Annotated in this window: 15 protein-coding genes; 13 read left to right on the top strand and 2 right to left on the bottom strand. The window is 39.2% G+C overall.

Annotated features, from left to right (window positions below; translation table 11 throughout):
* Positions 1-138: 138 nt before the first annotated feature.
* A complete protein-coding gene (locus LG273_RS13915) occupies positions 139-1,905 on the bottom strand; it encodes a glycoside hydrolase family 13 protein (RefSeq protein ID WP_404454530.1) in 1,767 nt (588 codons plus the stop codon).
* A 265-nt stretch (positions 1,906-2,170) separates the two neighbouring features.
* On the opposite strand from LG273_RS13915, the gene LG273_RS13910 reads away from it, so the two are divergent.
* From LG273_RS13910 to LG273_RS13860, 11 genes are all read left to right on the top strand, one after another.
* On the top strand, positions 2,171-3,451 hold the full coding sequence (locus LG273_RS13910) for an extracellular solute-binding protein (RefSeq protein ID WP_404454527.1): 1,281 nt from the start codon (positions 2,171-2,173) through the stop codon (positions 3,449-3,451).
* A gap of 224 nt (positions 3,452-3,675) precedes the next feature.
* Positions 3,676-4,956, top strand: coding sequence for a carbohydrate ABC transporter permease (locus LG273_RS13905; RefSeq protein WP_404454524.1), 1,281 nt, complete (start codon positions 3,676-3,678; stop codon positions 4,954-4,956).
* Between the two features lies 1 nt (position 4,957).
* The gene (locus tag LG273_RS13900) at positions 4,958-5,800 is read left to right on the top strand and encodes a sugar ABC transporter permease (protein WP_404454521.1); all 843 of its coding nucleotides are present in this window, start codon (positions 4,958-4,960) and stop codon (positions 5,798-5,800) included.
* 37 nt (positions 5,801-5,837) lie between these two features.
* Complete coding sequence (locus LG273_RS13895) at positions 5,838-8,177, top strand: glycoside hydrolase family 31 protein (protein WP_404454518.1); 2,340 nt, start codon at positions 5,838-5,840, stop codon at positions 8,175-8,177.
* A 31-nt stretch (positions 8,178-8,208) separates the two neighbouring features.
* Positions 8,209-9,231, top strand: a complete 1,023-nt coding sequence (locus LG273_RS13890) for a LacI family DNA-binding transcriptional regulator (RefSeq protein WP_404454515.1) — start codon at positions 8,209-8,211, stop codon at positions 9,229-9,231.
* A 539-nt stretch (positions 9,232-9,770) separates the two neighbouring features.
* Complete coding sequence (locus LG273_RS13885; RefSeq protein ID WP_404454512.1) at positions 9,771-10,733, top strand: N-acetylglucosamine kinase; 963 nt, start codon at positions 9,771-9,773, stop codon at positions 10,731-10,733.
* A gap of 12 nt (positions 10,734-10,745) precedes the next feature.
* On the top strand, positions 10,746-11,600 hold the full coding sequence (locus LG273_RS13880; protein ID WP_404454510.1) for a MurR/RpiR family transcriptional regulator: 855 nt from the start codon (positions 10,746-10,748) through the stop codon (positions 11,598-11,600).
* 261 nt (positions 11,601-11,861) lie between these two features.
* Positions 11,862-12,776, top strand: coding sequence for an N-acetylmuramic acid 6-phosphate etherase (murQ, locus tag LG273_RS13875; protein WP_404454507.1), 915 nt, complete (start codon positions 11,862-11,864; stop codon positions 12,774-12,776).
* A 69-nt stretch (positions 12,777-12,845) separates the two neighbouring features.
* A complete protein-coding gene (locus LG273_RS13870) occupies positions 12,846-14,198 on the top strand; it encodes an ABC transporter substrate-binding protein (protein WP_404454504.1) in 1,353 nt (450 codons plus the stop codon).
* A gap of 74 nt (positions 14,199-14,272) precedes the next feature.
* Entirely contained in the window at positions 14,273-15,166 is an 894-nt protein-coding gene (locus LG273_RS13865) for a carbohydrate ABC transporter permease (protein WP_379562014.1), read from the top strand.
* 36 nt (positions 15,167-15,202) lie between these two features.
* Complete coding sequence (locus tag LG273_RS13860) at positions 15,203-16,045, top strand: carbohydrate ABC transporter permease (RefSeq protein ID WP_404454500.1); 843 nt, start codon at positions 15,203-15,205, stop codon at positions 16,043-16,045.
* A 37-nt stretch (positions 16,046-16,082) separates the two neighbouring features.
* Here the strand turns inward: LG273_RS13860 and LG273_RS13855 are convergent, their stop codons facing one another.
* On the bottom strand, positions 16,083-16,295 hold the full coding sequence (locus LG273_RS13855; protein ID WP_404454497.1) for a hypothetical protein: 213 nt from the start codon (positions 16,293-16,295) through the stop codon (positions 16,083-16,085).
* 251 nt (positions 16,296-16,546) lie between these two features.
* Between LG273_RS13855 and LG273_RS13850 the strand changes: the two genes are divergently transcribed.
* Together LG273_RS13850 and LG273_RS13845 are read left to right on the top strand one after the other, a co-directional pair.
* On the top strand, positions 16,547-16,909 hold the full coding sequence (locus tag LG273_RS13850; protein ID WP_379562011.1) for a PadR family transcriptional regulator: 363 nt from the start codon (positions 16,547-16,549) through the stop codon (positions 16,907-16,909).
* A complete protein-coding gene (locus tag LG273_RS13845; RefSeq protein ID WP_404454494.1) occupies positions 16,896-17,906 on the top strand; it encodes an HAAS signaling domain-containing protein in 1,011 nt (336 codons plus the stop codon). The genes LG273_RS13850 and LG273_RS13845 overlap by 14 nt, the downstream gene beginning before the upstream one ends.
* The last annotated feature ends 568 nt before the right edge of the window (positions 17,907-18,474 follow it).

Below are 18,474 nucleotides of genomic sequence, written 5' to 3'. Positions count from 1 at the left end.
GGTTCTGTTTTGGTGTGGTACTTTAACTTTACCAGAAGGTATCCTTTTTGCGTACATAAATTCAAAAAAAGTGGTGCTCCCCAGAGGGGAAGTACCACTTTTTTATTTTACCGGGTTTTGTCCCAGCCTCTATTTCAGTTATTCTGTTAACTCAAAAATTCGCCATCCTAATGATGGGACCACTATTTCTCTTTCGGTATCCTGATGCGAGGATGCTTGTGTTGGGAGAGAGATTTCTTCTAGTGTGTCACCTTCCTTCAGTAATTCTTTAGAGATATATTGATTTGAGTCGCTATTATTTAACATCACGATTAGACGTTTAACGCCCGTTTGCTTTTCATAAACGATGAGACCTTTTTCATCAGTTGTTTGGATAAAACGAAACGTAGCTTTATTACCAAATAGCGGGTTGTGCTTTCGTAAAGTAATCAATTTTTGAACAAAAGCAAATAAATCCCTGTCCTGCTTATCTATTTCCCACTCCATACAGGCACGGCAACCAGGATCTTCTCCGCCTTTCATGCCAATTTCATCCCCATAATAAATACAAGGAGTTCCTGTAAAGGTTAACTGAAATAGATATAATAGTTTAACACGTGCAAGGCTTTCCTTTGCCAATGTAAGGATACGCGGGGTATCATGGCTATCCAATAAATTAAACGCTACCTCATTTACGTTTTGCGGATACATGTGTGAGACCCGGTTTATTGCGTGTGAGAAGGCCGTCGCTTGCATTTCGCTTTTTGCGAAAAAGTCGATTGCTGCATTAGTGAAAGGATAATTCATCACAGCATCAAATTGATCACCTTGTAACCAGGGCATGGAGTCATGCCAAATTTCCCCGAGTATATAAGCTTCGGGCTTTACTTCTTTCACCGTCTGACGAAAATCTCTCCAGAAGGTATGATCGACCTCGTTAGCAACGTCTAGACGCCAGCCATCAATGTCAAATTCCTCTACCCAATATCTAGCAACTTCTAATAGGTAGTCGCGCACTTCTTGGTTTTCGGTATTTAATTTTGGCATAGAGGAGACAAAAGCAAAGGTATCGTAATTTGGCATTGGTTCTGTAACTACAGGGAACTCCCATAAATGAAACCAGTCCTTATAACCTGATTGCTCCTGATTTTCTAGCACATCCTGAAATGGCGGGAAGTAATAGCCACTATGGTTGAAGACTGCATCAAGCATTACGCGAATGCCACGTTTATGGCATTCTTGTATAAGTTTACGAAAAGTCTCCTTGTCGCCAAATTGTGGGTCAATTTCCATATAATCAATTGTGTCATATTTATGGTTCGAATAGGCTTTAAATATCGGGGTGAAGTAAATACCATTAACCCCTAGATCTTCTAAATAATCAAGATTGTTTATAACCCCTTGAAAGTCACCTCCGAAGAAGTTGGTCGGGGTAGGGGCTTCCGAAGCCCATGGCAGACTTTCTTCAGGATTTATCGACGGATCCCCATTAGCGAAACGCTCAGGAAAGATCTGATACCAGACGGTGTCCTTCACCCAATCTGGAGCTTGAAAAACATCCACCTTATTTAAGTAAGGGAAGCAAAAGAAATGACTAATGTCAGTAGGTAAATGTGCAAAAATACCATCTTCTACAACAAAACACTCCTCATCTCCATCCTTACAATAGAATCCATACCGCATTCTACGAAATGTGGGATTTACAGCAATGAACCAGTAGTCATATAGACTCGTAGAACCAGTAAGCGACATTGTAACTGTTTCAGTTTGCCACTTTTCATTCTTCCAATCATAGGGATCTCCGTAAATTAGTTGGACATTGTCCATATCGCCCTTTTTGGTTTGTAAAACAATGTGTAGGGTCTCCTCGTCATATGCATAGGCAAAGTTATTTTTGGGGCGGTGGTAGATTGCTTCTTTTATCACATAAAACACTCCTTTTTATTCAAACGTTTGCATCAAAATAAAATAACGTTCGATTTAAACTAGCTTATGACTACTAAAACTAGTGTAACAGAAAAAAGTATTCGTGTAAGCGTTATCCATGCTGTTATATATAGAATTATAATCTCATAAATTTATAGTTGATTTTACATGAAAACGCTGTATAATAAAATTATAGTAATTGTGCAAACGATTTCACATAAATGTCAATTGCTTGTATTATTATTTCTAAGGGGAGGTCAATTAGATGAAGAAATGGATAGGAGCATTATTTGCTTTAGTATTAATCATAGGTGTACTTGCAGCATGTGGTCCTGAGGATGAGACTGAGGAAGCCGCAACGGAGTCTAATTCCGATGGTTCTGAAAGCGCAGATAAACCTGAAAAACTTATTGTTTGGGAAGATCAGGATAAAGGAGCTGCACTAGAGGATGCGGCAGCTAAGTTTGAGGAAGAATATGGTATAAAAATTGAGTACCAAGAATACAACATTACTGAAATGCAAGAAAACATGGCATTGGATGGGAATACTGAATCAGCACCTGATGTTGTAACGATGTCACATGATGGCGTAGGTCCGTCAGTTGTCAAAGGTTATATTGCACCAATTGAAGTGAGCGAAGATGTTTTGAGTCAATATACAGAGTCTTCAGTTGAAGCATTTGAGTATGAAGGCAATTTATATGGTTTACCAAAAGCAACTGAAACACCTGTATTTATTTACAATAAAGAATTACTCCCAGAAGTTCCTGAAACACTAGATGAAATATATGAATTGTCACAAGAAAAATTAAATAGTGATGAATATGGATTCTTAGCTATTTGGGATGACTTCTATCATGCGCATGGTATCTTCCATGGATTTGGTGGATATGTGTTCGGTGGAAATAATGATGATTCATCAGATATCGGTTTAGATAATGAACAAGCAGTTGAGGCGTTAGAGTATATTCAAAAATGGTATGAAGAAGGATTATTCCCAAGTGGAATCATCGGTGAAACTTCAAATGACCAAATGAATGGTCTATTTAAGCAAGGGAAAGCAGTTGCAGTACAAAATGGGCCTTGGGCATTTAATGATTATAGAAATGCAGGTATTGATATTGGTATTGCTCCAATGCCTAATTTACCAAATGGAGAACCTGTTGGTACATTTATGGGTGTTAAAGGTTGGTTTGTAACTAACTTTAAAGATAACCAAGAATGGGCACAAAAATTTGTTGAGTTTGTTGCTAACGAAGAAAATGCAAAAGTAAGATATGAATTAACAGGAGAAATTCCTCCATTAGTATCCTTATTAGAAGATGAGCAGTGGGTAAGTGAAAATGAAGGCGCAGCAGCTGTGATGGCTCAATCTGAAAGCGCTGTAGCAATGCCATCTATCCCAGAAATGGCTGAAATATGGGATCCAATGCAGGCTGCAATTCAAACAGTTGCTACTGGTAAAGCTGAACCAAAAGAAGCACTAGAGGAAGCAGTTCAACTAATCAAGCAAAACATTGAAACGAATCATGGTGGAACTAACTAATTTGTATGGGCGGTATCTTGTTAGTCAAGATACTGCCTTCCCTTTTAGTAAGGGGATAGAATAACTGCCTTACCTATAGGAAATTAAGTGGTCACAAACATAGATCCGCAAATTATATCAAAATTTCTCCTCAGTAAAAGGTGAAATTTAAAGTATCAGCTTTACTATTTTAGTCATTAAAGCATTAAGTATCTTAATGTTGTAGAAGAGAGGAGTCTCTTTCAATGGATAATGTACATCAAACAAATCATAGAAAAATAGCCTTAGCGCTATCCATTATTCCAGGTATAGGACAAATTTATAACAAGCAATACATGAAAGGATTTATTTTTCTAGTACTAGCAGCTTCATTCGTAATTGCATTTTGGGACTTTATTGATCTAGGGGTATGGGGGTTTATTACACTTGGGGAGCAACTCCCAAGGGATAATTCAATTTTCCTTATGGTATATGGAATAATATCAATATTTTTACTTGCAATTGCATTTATTTTTATGTACATCAATTTACGTGATGCATATAAAAATGGGAAAAAGCGAGATATGGGTCTTCAATTGAATTCAATTCGTGGACAGTATCGCAATTTAGTTGATAATGGATTTCCATATCTAATGTTAAGTCCAGGTTTTTTCTTATTACTATTTGTTGTTATATTGCCAATCATATTTGTATTTTTACTAGCTTTTACAAATTATGATTTATATCATAACTGGCCAGCGCAATTAACGGACTGGATTGGTTTTGATAATTTCAAAAAATTATTTACGATGGAAGTTTGGCGTAACACATTTTTTAGTGTTTTTGCTTGGACCATTATATGGACATTGGTTGCAACAACTCTTCAAATTGCATTGGGCGTATTTTTAGCAATGTTGGTCAATCAAAAAGATCTTAAAGGGAAAGCAATTATTCGCACGTTGCTAATCCTGCCATGGGCAGTACCTGCTTTTGTTACTATCTTAATTTTCTCGGGTATGTTTAATGAATCTTTCGGTGCTATTAATACAACAATTTTGGCGGCATTAGGAATTGATTCTATCCCATGGATGACCGATGCAATGTGGACAAGATTCGCGTTAATTATGATTCAAACATGGCTAGGGTTTCCGTTTATTTTTGTTATGGTTACCGGAGTGTTACAAGCAATCCCAAATGAACTATATGAAGCAGCAACAGTTGATGGCGCAACCGTATTACAAAAGTTTAAAAAGATTACATTCCCACTGGTTATGTTTTCTATTGCACCGATATTAATTACGCAATATACGTTTAACTTTAATAACTTCAACGTTATATTCTTATTCAATAGTGGTGGACCATCTATACCAGATCAAAATGCTGGAGGGACGGATATTTTAATTTCATGGATTTACAATTTGACAATGACAACACAGCAATACGGCATGGCTTCCGTAATAACGATGATTATGTCAGCTATTGTTATTACTATCGCAATTTGGCAATTTAGAAGAACAAAGTCATTCCAAGAAGAGGATATGATGTAATATGAGTAAAAAACAATCAAAAATCATTCGTATAACAGCAAGCTATCTCATTATCGCTATCATGGCAGTGGTGATTATTTATCCACTTGTCTGGGTTTTTGGTGCCTCCTTAACCCCTGGCACAAGTATTTCGAGTTCTAGTATTATCCCAGATAATCCTACATGGGGACATTATAAAGAGCTATTTAACCCAGACGAGAGTCTTTACCTGACATGGTATTGGAATACGATCAAAGTAAGTGTTCTTTCAATGCTTGCTTCTGTCATTACAATTAGTTTAATGGCTTATTCCTTCTCAAGATATCAATTTGTAGGTAGAAAAAATGGTCTTGTTACATTTTTAATTCTGCAGATGATTCCAAATTTTGCTGCGCTTATAGCTATCTTTGTTTTAGCTAATGTGACAGGGTTAATTAATACACATCTAGGCTTGATTCTTATTTATATCGGTGGTGCTATTCCAATGAATACGTGGCTGATGAAGGGTTATTTAGAAACGATTCCTAAAGAATTAGATGAAAGTGCACGAATGGATGGAGCAGGACATTTTCGTATCTTCTGGCAAATTATTATGCCATTAGCAAAACCTATGATTGCTGTTGTTGCCGTATTTTCGTTTATAACACCGTTCACAGATTTTATCTTGGCAAAAGTCCTACTAAGGCAGCCTGAACAATATACACTAGCTGTGGGCTTATACGAATTAGTGTCACGTCAATATGGGAGTGAGTTTACGTTATTTGCTGCTGGCAGTATTTTAATCGCAGTTCCCATAGCCATCTTATTCTTATCTCTACAGAAGTACTTTGTTTCTGGCTTAACCGCAGGTGGGATCAAAGGATAAAAATGATAGAATTTAACAGATTATAGGAGGTATTCTAATGCTTGAAGATACTAGCTTTGCTATTCATCCAGGAAAGGACCAGACTTCAAAAGCAGTTGTTTACCGTGATATTGGTAACGTAATTGCAGAGGAGTTTTCTACTATATACAAATTCACCTGTGAAAGTGGACACGTAGCAATTCAATTCTATACAGATTCGATTGTAAGAATTACAATGAATCTACAAGACGCCCCAAAATTAAACCAATCCAAGTCGGTAATCGTGGGCCCTGAAAATGTGAATGTTGAAGTTAGTAGTGAAGGAGAACAGATTACCCTTGTTACTACAGAAATACAGCTGAAAATAAAAAGAGCTCCTTTTCGAGTTGATATTTTTGATAAACTTGGAAAAGAGCTGGTAACCGAACCCGAACGTGGCATGGCATACCGAGAAAATGGCGAAGTCGTAGCATTTAAAAAGATGCACGACAACGACCATTTCTATGGGTTTGGAGAAAAATCAGGTCATTTAGATAAACGAGATGAAAAATTTGAAATGTGGAACTCTGATGTTTATGCTCCACATAACCCAGAAACGAATGCTTTATATGAATCTATTCCATACTTCATGACATTGCGTAACGGAAGAGCACATGGTGTGTTTTTTGATAATACATTCCGTTCAAAATTTGATATGGCATGGTCAAAAGATTACTATACATTCTCTGCTGAGGGAGGCCAGCTAGATTATTATGTTATGGCTGGACCAGAACCGAAATCAGTTTTAGAGCAATACACGTATTTAACGGGTAGAATTCCACTTCCTTCAAAGTGGTCACTAGGCTACCACCAATCTCGTTATAGCTACGAATCAGAAATGGAAGTACGTGAATTAGCACAGAATTTTATAGATAAGGATATTCCAGTTGATGTCATTCATTTGGATATTCATTATATGAATGGTTATCGAGTCTTTACATTTGATAAAGAACGTTTTCCAAATCCCGAGAAATTAATTAGTGACTTACGTAAAATGGGGATTCGTGTAGTACCAATTGTCGATCCTGGAGTAAAAAAAGATGCTGAATATGCTATTTATCAAGAAGGTGTTAATGAGGATCTATTCTGTAAATATATAGAAGGTGAAACATACTTTGGTGAAGTTTGGCCTGGTATTAGTGCCTTCCCTGACTTTACAGAAGAAAAGGTTCGTAAATGGTGGGGAGAAAAGCATGCTTTTTACACTAAAATAGGAGTAGAAGGCATATGGAATGACATGAATGAGCCAGCTGTTTTTAATGAATCAAAAACAATGGATCTTGAAGTAATGCATCGAAATGATGGAAAGCCAACGACTCATCGTGAGCTTCACAATGTATATGGGTTATTAATGGGGAAATCAACCTATGAAGGCATGAAGGAACAATTAGATGGTAAACGCCCATTTTTACTAACTCGTGCAGGGTATGCTGGCGTGCAACGATATGCATCAGTTTGGACAGGTGATAATCGCAGTTTTTGGGAGCATTTACAAATGTCGCTACCAATGGTTATGAACTTAGGATTATCAGGTGTAGCCTTTACAGGACCAGACGTTGGAGGATTTGCGCACGATACAAATGCCGAATTATTAACACGCTGGACACAGGTTGGTGCTTTTACGCCATTTTTCCGTAATCACTCTGCAATCGGGTTCCGCTATCAGGAACCATGGCAGTTTGGGGAAAAATATGAAGCAATTATGAAGCGTTACATTCAAATGCGTTATGAGTGGATGCCACAGTTATACAGCCTCTTTTATGAAGCAAGCCAAAAAGGACTTCCGGTTATGCGTCCATTGCTAATGGAATATCCTGATGATGAAAAAACGTATAACCTAAATGATCAATTTATGCTTGGTGATAATGTGATTTTTGCACCAATATTACAACCAGCTATAACAGACCGTGCGGTTTATCTACCAGAAGGAAATTGGGTAGAATTTTCAACTGGTGAAGTTTTTGAGGGAGAAAAAACATACTTAATTCATGCTGAACTGGAAGATTTACCGATTTTTGTGAAACAAGGAACAGCATTGATACAAGGAGAATGGGTTTCCAATAATCAAAAAACGCCTCAAAATGTAAGTATGAATGTTTATGCTGGTATAATCGGTGAGAAATATCAATTTACGTTTTATGATGATGATGGTGAAACGTTTGCTTATGAAGAAGGGAATTATCTGAAGTTAAAAATCGAAGTTATTTCAAGTAAGGATAAAGTTGAAGTAAATGTTGTTCAAAAACAAGGTGATTTTATTCCTGAATATAAAGAGATTACTATAAATGGTATTGGATTAAGCGATGGCCAAAAACTTTTAGTAAATGGCCAACAAACGAACTATATACCTGTTATTTAAAGGGTATCCAAAAAAACTAGAGGGTGAAAATATGGTAACAATTAAAGACGTAGCAAAGGCAACAGGGGTATCACCTTCTACAGTGTCACGTGTCATTGCTGATAATCCAAGAATAAGTCCAGATACAAAAAAGAAGGTTCGGAAAGCAATGAAGGATCTGGGATACCATCCAAACGTAAATGCTCGGAACCTTGTTGTAAAATCAACAAAAGCAATTGGCGTTATTCTGCCATCTTCCGCGGACAAAGCTTTGCAAAATCCTTTTTTTCCAGAAGTGCTTCGGGGAATTGGATCAATTACCCATAAAATGCAGTATTCGATGACGCTATCAAGCGGGGAAACAGAGGATGAAATATTTAAAGAAGTGGAAAGAATGGTGTATGGCAGCTATGTTGATGGCGTGATCCTTCTTTATTCTCGTGAAAATGATAAAATTACCGAATTTCTGATCGAAAAGAATTTCCCCTTTGTCATTGTAGGAAAACCCTATGAGCATGTCAGCAATATCACACATGTGGACAATGACAATTATAAAGCAGGCAAAGACATAACCTCCTACCTTATCAAGCAAGGCCATGAGCGTATTGCATTCATCGGTGGAGCAAGAGATTTGTTTGTTACCGTGGATCGGGAGGCTGGCTATGAGGCGGCAATGCGTGAGGCTGGAATTCCCAAGAATGATGCTTACAGATTGCATACCGAATTTTTAAAATCTGGTGGGAGAGAGGCAGTCGAAAGGTTGTTGTCACTTGATGTAAAACCTACAGGCATTGTGGTAACAGATGACCTGATGAGTCTTGGAGTACTAAGCACGCTAGAAGAATTAGGTTTTCATGTGCCGCGTGATATGTCGCTTGTGAGTTTCAACAATGTCTATTTGTCTGAAATTACCCGTCCCGCTTTAACGACAGTTGATGTGCAAATCCATCAGCTCGGTGCACAATCCGCGAAAGCATTAATTGAATTAACTATGAATAAAGATGAGCCTGCTAAGCGAATTATTATCCCGCATCACATTGTGTATAGAGACTCTGTAAGTAGTATAGAAAATTAAACAAAAGATAGCTCTGTTCCTAGAATGGAGCTATCTTTATGTTTAGTTAATCCTCCAAGGACCCGACTGCAATAGTACTAATAAATATCATGAGCAGGCCTGGTATTAGTACTAGAAAGTTATTAGGAAACAGCCCCCAGTTAAAGGGCAGAAGAAAGAAAAAGTTATAAGTCACAAAAACTATTAGTGTGAGTATTCCTGGAATGTAGCCCTTGCCAAATATAAAAAATCCGATCCCTGGTAAGAAGATATTTGCTATGATACTGACACGAATTCTAAACGCATGATTCACTTTTCGAAGTTTGTCTATTTCTTCTAACAATGCTCGCTTTTCTCGCACAAAATCCTCGGAATTCACGACATGACAACCCCTTTAAATAGTTTAATCCCGCCTACAGCATGCCCCAACAAAATGAAGTTTCACCTTATAAGAATGGTGTCAAAAAATTGTGTTATAATTAAATTTCAATATTATTATAAAGTAATAAAATAAAATTTTGTAGTCTAAACGGAAAAACTACCAGGGGGGATAGAATTGTATGGTTTATTACATTGGCATTGATGGCGGGGGGACAAAAACGCATGCTGTGTTAGCGGATGGGACGGGAAAAGTTATAGCCCAGGCAATGGGTGGACCTAGCAACCCTAATGCTGTTGGAGAGACAGAGCTTGTTGCCATGTTCCAAACTCTATTCTCAAAACTAGATGACGCTAATCAAAACATTCTGTCTCAAGTCAAAAGGCTTTATGCGGGTATCGCAGGTGCAGGTAATCCTGCCAATCAAACCATGTTAAAAGATATCCTTTCAAGCCTCCTGCCCCACACGTTAGTTCGTGTTGAGCCTGATGCGGTGTGTGCATTATATTCGGGGACCTATGGACAGGCAGGTATTGTACAAATTGCCGGGACGGGTTCGATTACATATGGCATTAACGAAGCAGGAGAACAGGCAAGAGTAGGCGGGTGGGGGTATCTGTTTGGGGATGAAGGCAGTGGGTATGCTATCGGGAAGGCAGCTGTAACAGAAGCTTTGAAATCTGTTGATGGTAGAGGGGAACCTACCATTTTGCTAGAGTTGCTTTACGAGCACTTTCATGTTTTTCATCCACAGGACCTTATCAAATCTATTTATCAAGCCGATCAACCGAAATCGGTAATTGCACCATTATCACGCATTGTTTTTCAAGCATATTTTCAAGGAGATAAAACGGCATATGCTATTTTACAAGAGGCGGCAGAGGACATTGCTTCCCAAATTATGGCATTATATCGTACACTATTCACGGATACCGAGAAAATAAAAGTCGTTTTATGTGGTGGTGTTTTTCAAGAGAAAACCGTCATGCCATGGTTGCTGAAGGAAAAACTAGAGCCAAATGCAGCTCTCTCCCTCGTACAACCAGAGCTTCCACCAGTTGCTGGCTCGCTAATTGGGGCTTATAAAATGGAAAATTTGCAAGTAAATCGGAATATTTTAGCACAATTGAAAAATACATTATAAGAGGGTGATCTTATGGCCCATGTTAAAGGTGGACTTGTTATTTTAAAGGAAATGGTGAATAGCCTGTCACCATCCGAACGTAAAGTTGCAGCATACATAATTGAACATCCGAAAGAGGCGATTCATCTAACCGCGTTAGGGCTTGGTGAGAAGAGCAACACAAGTAGCGCTGCTGTTATTAGGCTGTGTAAATCAGTTGGTGTCAAAGGCTTTCAGGAGCTGAAAATCCGCGTGGCCGGCGATTTACAGACAGATGATGCGACGGTTTACCGGGACATTGAACCGAATGAATCCTATAAAAGCATTATTGATAAAGTGACGGCCAACACTGTACAGACGTTGAAAGAGACAGTGGATATTCTCGATGAGCAGGAACTAAAGAATGCGGTAGAAGCTCTTGCGAATGCCAATTCTATTGTGTTTGTAGGTGTAGGTGCTTCCTATATCGCGGCAAAAGATGCGGAACAAAAATTCCAACGAATTGATAAAAATGCGTATTCTTTTTCTGATATTCATTTAGCTGCAACCCTTATCGCCAACAAAGGAGCAGGTGATGTGGTGATCGGAATCTCTTTCTCGGGTGATACGCAGGAAGTTGCGAAAATTCTTCAGCTAGCAAAGCAGCGAAACATTACGACGATTGGCATTACGAAATATGGAAATTCCCTTGTCGGACAGCATGCTGACATTTTATTACACACCTCAGCTGCCAAGGAAGCAACCTTTCGTAGTGGTGCCACATCATCACGGATTGCCCAGTTGCATGTGGTCGATATGTTATTAATGTGTCTTGCCTCCAACCATTATGAAGAAACAATCCAATACCTTGATGCCTCAAGGGAAGCTGTCATGTTTTTACGCGACTAACAAAAAATAATCAGAAAGGAGGTCTGTTTTAAGTGCGTTGAAATTTTATTTCTTATTTTAAAAATAAAATTGACAAAAAATATCATTCAGCCTATAATAAAAACAACTTAACAATAGAACTGCAAAAGCACCTAGAATAAATCAAGGCAGCGGGCAGATGATTGAGGTCTGTAGAATAGAAAAATACTTTTTACGGGCTTTCCTTTAAAAAATACATGAAAGCGCTTTAATTTTCGCTTTTAGCAGATAAGGAGATTACATATGAACCTATCTAATCTTTCCGACCTGGTTACGGAGCAAAGAAATCCGCAATCGAGTAACCTGGATGGGATGGCCATTACAGATATTTTGCAGCTTATAAACGATGAAGATAAGCATGTCGCTTTCGCCGTTGAAAGTGCTTTGCCACAAATTGAAGTCGTGGTGCAGAATGTCTACCATGTTTTGAAAAATGGTGGAAGGTTGTTTTACGTCGGGGCAGGAACGAGCGGACGACTAGGCATAATGGATGCGTCAGAATGTCCACCAACCTTTATGACACCACCGGAGATGATTCAGACGGTCATGGCTGGAGGGAATGGTGCTTTTTTCAAAGCTGTTGAGGGTGCAGAGGACCAGGAAGCGCAAGGAGCTGCTGACATTGCTGCCCAAAGTCTAACAGAGAAAGATGCTGTCATCGGAATTACAGCAAGTGGGAGGACACCATATCCGATTGGAGCTGTAAAGTATGCGAAGGAAATAGGTGCTTTTACAGCCTCTCTTTCGAGTAATCAAGATTCCGAGATTAGCAAATACGTAGATGCACCTATGGAAATAATCGTTGGTCCAGAAATTTTAACAGGATCAACCAGAATGAAAGCCGCTACGTCACATAAAATGGTATTAAACATGCTCAGTACCGCAGTCATGGTGAAACTGGGAAAAGTATATGAAAATCTAATGGTGGATGTTCATGCAAGTAATTATAAACTCAAGGAGCGGGCAAAGCGTAATGTGATTGCCGTTACCGATGTAACCTATGAAATAGCCGAGAAAACGCTAGAAGAAACCGATTATCGTGTGAAGCCAGCTATTATTATGTTGAAAACAAGTAAGAGTTTGCAGGAAGTGGAGGATGCACTGACTGCAAGTGATGGCAAGGTGCGCCAAGCGATTACTGCTTTAATGGGGGAATAACATGGGTGGTGAGGAAAAGCTCGCCTTTTCATGTATTTCATATATAAGTAAACAAAGGGGGATTTTAGGATGAAGGCTATAAAGAAAAGCCGCCTATGGTTTTTACTTGTCGCCATGCTGCTGATCGCGTTCACTGTCGCCTGCTCGAGTGGGGAAGAGACAGGTGGAGATTCAGGTGGAAACGATGCAGGAAGTGGTGGCGAAGGTGGCATTTCAGGAGATTTAGAGCTTCAGTATTTTGTAGGGGGATACGGGGATTCCTGGTGGAAAGAAGTTATTGCCGATTTTAAAGAAGAGTATCCAGATGTAAATGTGATTGAACATGCTGGACCGAATATTAACGAAGAAATGCGGTCCCGTTGGGTATCGAATGATCCGCCTGATGTCGTTTATATTGATGGGGCAGGGTCCAGTGAAGCACAAATGGTAGAAGATGGGCAGCTTATGAATCTATCAGATTGGCTTCAAGACATTGAATTGGAAAACGGTGATAATCTGGCAGATAGCTTCATCGTTGAACCAGCAAATTATGATGGGGATATTTACACACTTCCACTTGTATTTGATACATGGGGAACGTGGTATGACAAAGCTTTATTTGATGAGAAGGGCTATGAAGTTCCGACTGATTTTGAAAGCTTAATGAGCTCGATGGAAGAAATTAAGGAAGGCGAAGGTATTGACCCATTTGTAACAAGTGGTCAACATCCATACTACTTCCTTCGCGGAGCACTTTATCCAGCATTTGGGGCAGCTGGTGGAGAAGAGCTCTTGACAAGCGTTATTAAAGGGGAAGAAGGAGCTTGGACAAGTGAGCCAGTTCTTGAAATTATGAAGCGAGTAGAAAGAATGGCACAGGAAGGAATGTTTGACTCCGGACTTGGTGCTTTAAACCATACTCAATCACAAATGAATTTTCTTTTAGGAGAAAATGCCTTTATTCCAGTAGGATTCTGGTTACCAAATGAAATGAAAAATGATATTCCAGAAGGATTTGAGTTTGGCTTTATCCCATCTCCAATGCAAGCGCCAGATGAGACGTATGCGATTGTACCAGATTTACGTCCACTCGCCATTGCGGAAAATGCGGAGAATCCAGAAGCAGCAAAAGCATTTGTAGAGTTTGCTTTCACTCGCGACTATGCAATGTCATTCTCTGAACATACTGGAGCGATTATGAACTTGACTGGAGTGGACCTATCGCAAAGTGATCAGGTACCAGGATATTTGACAGAAGCTAATGCGATGATCAATGATCCAGAGCAAGTACAAATCTACAACAAACCACATCCAATGAGTGCTGACTTAGAAACTCCTGTTGGGAATGCATTGATGTCCCTTATGCTAGGCAATTCGACGGCAGAGGAATTCGTGCAAGCAGCCGAGGAGGCAGCTGCCCAATATCGCAGTAGTAACGAATAAGAAAGAAATGTCAGCAGGAGTCTACCCCTCCTGCTGAACCATTTTTTCGACAATTTAAAAGAAAGAGGGATAACATGGTACAGTCAAAAAAGCAAAAATACTTATTCCTGGCTTTTTGTCTAATCCCAACCTTTATCATGTTTGCGATCTTCACCCTTTATCCGCTGTTTAGTGGTCTGTACTACTCTTTTTTTGATTGGTCAGGCTCCTCGCAAAATAAGGAATTTATCGGTTTGGATAACTACATACAGCTTGTAAAGGATGCAATCATACCAGATACAATTATTCATGATTATTTCCTTGTCGTGACAAAGGTTATTGGCATTATGATTATGGCATTGTTTTTTGCGGTGGCACTGACTCAGTTAAAGATTAAGGAAGCGCCATTTTATCGTATTGTTTTCTTTTTCCCAAATATCATGAGTGTCGTTGTTATCGGGATTCTTTGGACTTTTATTTACAATCCTAATCTTGGACTTGTCAATTCCGGACTTGAATTTATTGGGTTAGAAAGCTGGGCAAAACCGTGGCTTGGCAGTGAAGAATGGGCTTTACCAAGTCTTGTGCTCCCATCAGTTTGGGCAGGGATCGGGTTATTTATGCTACTTTTGATGGGCGGTATTTCCAATGTTTCCAAAAGCTACTATGAAGCTGCAAAGCTAGATGGTGCTTCTGAATGGCAACAATTTTGGAAGGTAACACTCCCACTCATCTGGCCGCAGGTGAAAATCTCCATTCTTTATATCGTGATTACCACATTAAATGGCTCCTTTATTATCGTACAGGTCATGACAGGCGGTGGACCGAATAATGCGACACATGTAATGGGCTCCTATCTTTACCAACAGGCCTTCGTGCAGTTTAATTTCGGCTATGGTGCAACAATCGGTGTAATGATTCTCATCCTGTCACTCGTAACGGTATTAATTCTTCAGTTCATTATGCGTAGAGATAAAATAGAATACTAGCTTGTACGGAATACTGATATAGAGGAGGAATTTATTGTGAAACGAAGTGTCGGCCAGATCCTTGGAAGAACAGGGATACGGATTCCATTAATCCTTTGGTCATTGGCGGTATTATACCCGATTTTCTGGATGTTCTTAGGCTCCTTTAAATCCAATGCAGAAATCTATCGGAACCCATGGGGATTCCCAGAGTCTTTTAGCTTTGAAAACTTCGCAACTGCTTGGACAAACTATGAAATTGATATTAGTGTATTTAACAGTTTAATTGTAACGGCAGTAGGGGCTCTTTTAACACTTGTTTTAGCCATTCCCACTGCTTATGCAATCGAACGAATAAACTTCCGTGGCAGTAAAATATTGTTTACCGTCTACGTGTCCGCCATGATGATCCCAATGGTACTTGGCTGGATCCCGCTCTTTTTCTTACTTTCAGATTTAGGATTGTTAGACAATATTTACGGACTCGCGATTGTCTATGCAGTAAGTCAACTGCCTTTTTCGATCTTTGTGTTAACAAGCTTTATTGGCACCATTCCAAAATCTCTAGAAGAATCAGCAGCCATGGATGGGATGTCGCCATATAAAGTGTTATGGAAAATTATCACACCCTTAAGTATGTCAGGAATTATTACGGTTACCATTATGAATGCCATACAGTTTTGGAATGAATATTTTATGGCACTGATCTTCCTGAATTCAAGTGAAAATTATACACTCGCGCTGGCCATTGACTTTATTAGCAGTGAGGCCCAGTATACGAACGCCTGGGGTACCTTATTTGCCGGCCTTGTTATCGCCATCGTACCAGTAATTGTGCTCTACGCCATCTTCCAAAGACGTATCTCAAAAGGCATGACAGAAGGCGCCATCAAAGGATAATGAATGAACACCAATCAAAAAGCGATTGGTGTTTTTTTTATGGATTCTTTTGGGTGGAGAGCGGGTGGGAGTTTGTGATGTGGCGCAACCATGTGTGGAAGTCGCGCATCGGAAAGTGGAAGTGGCGCAACAGTGTGTGGAAGGCGCGCATCAGGAAGTGGAAGTGGCGCAACAAGCCATGAAAGTCGCGCTCCAGCTTTGAAAAGTGAAGCACCAAATCATAAAGTCGCGCAGCAAGCAATGACTTCAAGTAGTCGAATATGCCAAGTACCAACTTTCCTCTATTTGATTAATCTCTCCACAATATCTTCATCGCCAACAAACCTCAGCATGCTCTAATACAATTCCTCCTCTAGCCAGTTTGATCGATGCTTCATCAGATGTCCCCAATAACTAGATTATTATAGATACTAATTATAAAATAATAGTTTATCACAAACTTTATGATGCACTTTACAATAGTGTACGTCATACACTATAATAAATACAGGAGTTGATCATATGAAAGATGCACATGAGCATTTAGATAAACTAATGCAGGAACTGAGGCGGGGAACCATTACGATTGGTGTATTAAGCCAGCTTTCAAAGCCGCAGTATGGCTACTCACTTGTCACGAGGCTTGGGGAAAACGGAATCCAAGTTGAGCCTGGCACATTATATCCTTTGTTAAGAAGGTTAGAGAAACAAGGCTTATTGGAAAGTCAGTGGGACACCAATGAAGCGCGTCCCCGGAAGTATTATTTACTCAGTAAGACAGGGAAAGAGGTATTTGATCTCTTGGTTGCTGAATGGAAAAATATTGTAACAAGTTTAAATCATGTGATCGAGGATAAGGGAGATGATGTCGATGGAGATGGTTGACCGTTATATCTATGCAGTTACCCAGAAGCTACCACAATCACAAAGGAAAGACATTGCTGATGAACTACGTAGTTTAATTGAAGACATGCTGGAAGATCGGGCCGGAAAAGGAAATTTTGCGGATAAGGATGTAGAAGATGTATTGCTGGAACTGGGCAGTCCAAAAGAATTAGCCGATAAATATCGCAGTAACCAGAAATATTTAATTGGACCAGAACTTTTTGACTCTTATTTATATGTACTAAAAGTGGTTATGGCGGTAGTAGCTATCTCTATTGGAATTGGTTTTGTCATCCAGGTTGTACTGAATCCAGTAAATATTTTAGATCACTTTATCAAAATGATTGTGTCCGCTGTTACTGCATTACCAACGGCTTTCGGTTGGACGACATTTGGGTTTGCAATGGGAGAATTAATGGGTAATCTGAAGAAGGAAGATTTACAGTGGGGGGATGAAGATTGGAAGCCAACTAACTTACCGCCTATTCCAGCTGAACATAGTCAGATTAAACGCCGTGATGCCGTCACAAGTATTGTTTTCTACGCTTTTTTAATCATCCTGTTTACCTTTTCCAGTGATTACTTGGGAATTTGGATTTTTCATGATGAATTTAATGGGGTTGTGCCGTTTCTGAATGAACAAAATTATGGTACTTACCTAGTATTCATCATTCTAATTTTAAGTATTGGAATATTAAACGAATGTTTAAAATTAGCTTTTGGAAAATGGAGCTATAAACTCGTTCTATATACAACCCTTTCCAATACAATTTCGATGTTTGTAATCTTATTCATGGTTACTAGGGACGGGTTTTGGAATCCGACGTTTATGAATGAGTTAGTAAAGGCGCGCCTTATTAATGTAGGCAGTGATGCATACCATACTGTCGATTGGGTTTGGAATCAGGCCCCATCATGGATTATCATTATTCTGATCATAAATATCGTTTGGAACGGAATTGATGGATTTATAAAAGCCAGGAAAAATAAGAAATAATGGTGTACGGCCTAATGTTACCTGTTTAAGCGGGTGTTGCATTAGGCCTTTTATAATGAAACGTCACCCGAGTAAAGTGGATCCAACAAGCGAAAGATGAAGCGTCCTCCCCGCAAAATGAAACCACACGAAGCGAAAAGTGAAACATGAGCACCACAAAGTGAAGCCAGCCCAGCGAAAAGTGAAACCTCCTCCTAGTAAAGTGGAACGTCAACCATCCAAACTGAAACCACATCCCCGAAAAGTGAAACCTCCCCCGTCTTCACGCTACATAATTCTACAAAAATCGCCAAATCCTTTTCTCCCACTCCAACAATATCTAAGCAAAATACAAGTAATAAGGCACCTTCCAGCAAGAAACGTGCAGGAATACCTAGTGAAATAGTATTATTCCTCTCCTTAACTCATCATAAGGTCGTCCTTCTTCCACTGTATAAAACTATTAACTAGTCCTTCATAATCAATTTTGAAAACATAGAAAATTTAGACATAATAGAACAACATTTTTAAACAGGCTTTGCTATTGTCTAGGTAACCCTATTCGGACAAGGGGATTAGCAACCTTTGA

The organism is Oceanobacillus kapialis (assembly GCF_044790185.1).
In the GTDB taxonomy this organism is placed as follows: domain Bacteria; phylum Bacillota; class Bacilli; order Bacillales; family Amphibacillaceae; genus Oceanobacillus_B; species Oceanobacillus_B kapialis.
This window is presented reverse-complemented; position numbering and strand designations above follow the sequence as displayed.